This window comes from Mycobacterium sp. (assembly GCF_046095365.1).
In the GTDB taxonomy this organism is placed as follows: Bacteria; Actinomycetota; Actinomycetes; order Mycobacteriales; family Mycobacteriaceae; genus Mycobacterium.
In genome coordinates, this window is the sequence record NZ_JBJTJF010000216.1 from 1 (window position 1) to 2,951 (window position 2,951).

General features: G+C 69.0%; 3 protein-coding genes. 1 reads left to right on the forward strand and 2 read right to left on the reverse strand.

The genetic code is table 11. The annotated features are described in order from the left end of the window. Positions 1 to 2,079, reverse strand: a 2,079-nt coding sequence (locus ACKOQ4_RS17020) for a transglycosylase domain-containing protein (protein ID WP_526293769.1), incomplete at its 3' end; no start/stop codon positions are given. Positions 2,080 to 2,242: 163 nt separating this feature from the next. After that, positions 2,243 to 2,671, reverse strand: a complete 429-nt coding sequence (locus ACKOQ4_RS17025; RefSeq protein WP_526293767.1) for a DUF5318 family protein — start codon at positions 2,669 to 2,671, stop codon at positions 2,243 to 2,245. A gap of 69 nt (positions 2,672 to 2,740) precedes the next feature. Between ACKOQ4_RS17025 and ACKOQ4_RS17030 the strand changes: the two genes are divergently transcribed. After that, on the forward strand, positions 2,741 to 2,951 hold a 211-nt coding region (locus ACKOQ4_RS17030; RefSeq protein ID WP_526293768.1), incomplete at its 3' end, for a DUF1707 domain-containing protein.

The window sequence follows — 2,951 nt, forward strand, 5'->3', positions numbered from 1 at the left end:
CCCGCCCACCTCCTCCGGCGTCGGGAACGACTCGAAGTCGGTGCCCCTGAGCGCGCCGTCCATGGTGGCTTTCCAGATGTCGGCCGGGATCCCCGCGCCGTACACCGGGCCGCCCCAGCTGTTCACCAGCGGCACGTCGCCCTTGACGGTGCCCACCCACACCGCCGTCGACAGCTGCGGGGTGTAGCCGACGAACCAGGCGTCCCGGTTGGCTCCGGTGTCACCGAGCTGATGCGTGCCGGTCTTGCCGGCCGCCGGCCGGCCACCGGACAGGGTGTGGCCGTTGGACCAACCGGGGATCGGCTGCATCGCGGCGGTCACGTTGTCGGCCACCGCGGCCTCGATGCGCCGCTCGCCGGTGTTCTCCTCGGCGGCGGCGTCGAAGAGCACCTCTCCGGCGGCGTTGACCACCTTGGCGACGAAGTGCGGCCGGTGGTACATCCCGGAGTCGGCCAGCGTCGCGTACGCCGAGGCCATGTCGATAACCCGGGTCTCGTACTTGCCCAGCACCACACCCGGACCCGGCGGGCCGCCCAGACCGTCCTCGGAAAGCGTGTGTTCCACTCCCGGGAAGCTCTGCGGGATGCCCGCGCGGTGGGCGGCGTCGGCAACGTCGGCCGGACCGTTGCGCAGCTTCAGCATCAGCCGGTAGTAGCTGGTGTTCAGCGACTGCTTGAGCGCCTCGGCGATGTTGCAGTTGCCGCAGCTCTCACCCTCGGAATTGGTGATGGTCAGCTTCTCGTCGACCTTGTAGGGCGAGCTGTCCACCTGGTAGCCCAGTCCCATGCCCTGTTCGAGTGCGGCCACCAGGGCGAAGACCTTGAACGAGGAACCGGTCGGCAGACCGGCCTGGGCGAAGTCGAATCCGGCCGCGTCGGTGCCGCCGAAGTAGGCCTTCACCCCTCCGGTGCGCGGGTCGATCGACACCACCGCGGTGCGCATCTCGGGCATCTGCCCGTCCAGGTAGGTCGCGGCCGCGTCCACCGCCGCCGCCTGCGCCTGCGCGTCGATGGTCGTGGTGATCTGCAGCCCCTGGGTGTTCAGGCTCTGCTGGTCGATGTTGAACAGGTCGAGCAGTTCCTTGGTGACCTGCCGTTCGATCAGCCCGTTGGGTCCGGTGGTCAGGTTCGCCGTCTTGGCCAGATCCGGTGAGACGGTCTGCGGGAAGACCTGCACGGCGCGCTCTTCCTTGGACAGCGCGCCGATGGTCACCATTCCGTCGAGCACCCAGTTCCACCGGTCCGTGGCGCCCTCGAGGTCCAGCGCCGGGTCCAGCGTGGAAGGCCGCTGGATCAGCGCGGCCAGCAGCGCGCCCTCCGAGACCGTCAACTGGTCGACCGGTTTGTCGAAGTAGGCCTTGGACGCCGCGGAGATGCCGTACGCGCTGCGGCCGAAGTAGATGATGTTCAGATACGCCTGCAGCACTTCGTCTTTGGACCACTGCCGGCTCATCTTGGTGGAGATCACCAGTTCCTTGGCCTTGCGGATCAGGCCGCCGATCCCGGTCCGCTGGTCGCCGACGAGAGCGTTCTTGACGTACTGCTGGGTGATAGTCGAGCCGCCCTGGATCTCGTTGCCGAACAGGTTGTTGTGCAGGGCGCGGGCGAAGCCGGTGATGGAGAAGCCCGGATTGCTGTAGAAGTCGCGGTCCTCGGCGGCCATCACCGCGTTGCGGACTTGGATCGGCACCTGGTTGATGTCGACGTCGACCCGGTTGCCCTCCGGCGGAACGATTTTCGCCAACTCCGAGCCGTCGCTGGCGAAGATGGTCGACACCTGGTTGGTGCGGATGTCGCCGGGCTTGGGCACGTCGACGATCAGATAGGCCAGGCCGAAGGTCAGGATCGGCAGCACGACGAACAGCGCCGCCGCTGCGGCCAGCCACCGCCCCGGGCCCCAGCCCTCGAAGAACCGGCGGGGTCCGCGCTCGGCGGCACCGGCGCCGTCGTCGCCGCCGGGGGGCGGAGGAGGAGGCGCCGCCGGCTGGGTCGGCCTGGGGGTTCCGTCGATCGCCGCCTTGACCTCGTCGATCGGATCGCGCAGGTCGGCCACCGTCGGGCCGGCGGTCACCGGCGCCATGATCGCGGTCACCCGGTCGTCGGGCGGTACCTGGCGGCGGCGAACGGAGGCGGATTCAGTTGCGGCGGTTGCGGATTGACTGGACTCCCGATCCTCGGCGCGATGGCGCGCACCCCGAGCCGAACTCGGCTTGGCGGTGGAAGACCGGTCCTGACCCTCGTCGTTATTCACTGGCCGTGCGCGCGCCCGAGCGGCGCGCCGTCCGGGTGCCGGGTGCGCCCTTGGCGGGGCGCGGCGCTCCGAGCACGTACGACTTGACCAGGTGGTTCCAACTGCAGGTCCGGCACACCTCCACGACGTGAACGGCGAACTCGCTGAACCTGGTCGCCAGCAGCACCAGCTCCTCGGCGGTGCGCGCCGAACCGGATACCGCGCCCAGATGGTCGCCGAACACCCACGAGACCAGGGTGAGTTGCTCCTTGCGGCAGATGGGGCACATCACCGAGGACGGCTTGCCGTGGAACTTGGCGGCCCGCAACAGGTAGGGATTGGCGTCGCAGACCTCGGTCACGCCGGTGCGGCCCGAGTACACCTCGGCCAACAGGGAACGCCGCCGCAGGGCGTAGTCCACCACCTGTCGTTGCAATCGCACGGACACCAGAGTACGTCGGAGCCGTTGCCGCCGATACGCGACCGACCGCAAACTTCTACGATCATCGGCGTGGCGATAGGTCGGACGGCGGGAACCCGGGCCAAGGACAGCGACCGCTCCGACACCTGCCAGATCCTCGACACCGCCCTGGCGGAGGGTCAGCTGTCGATGGTCGAGCACGCACAGCGGGTCAAGACCGCCACCGGCGCCTCGACCCTGGGTGAGCTCCGCTCGCTGGTCGACGACCTGCAGACCAGCAACGCCCCGGTGGCCCTTCCCA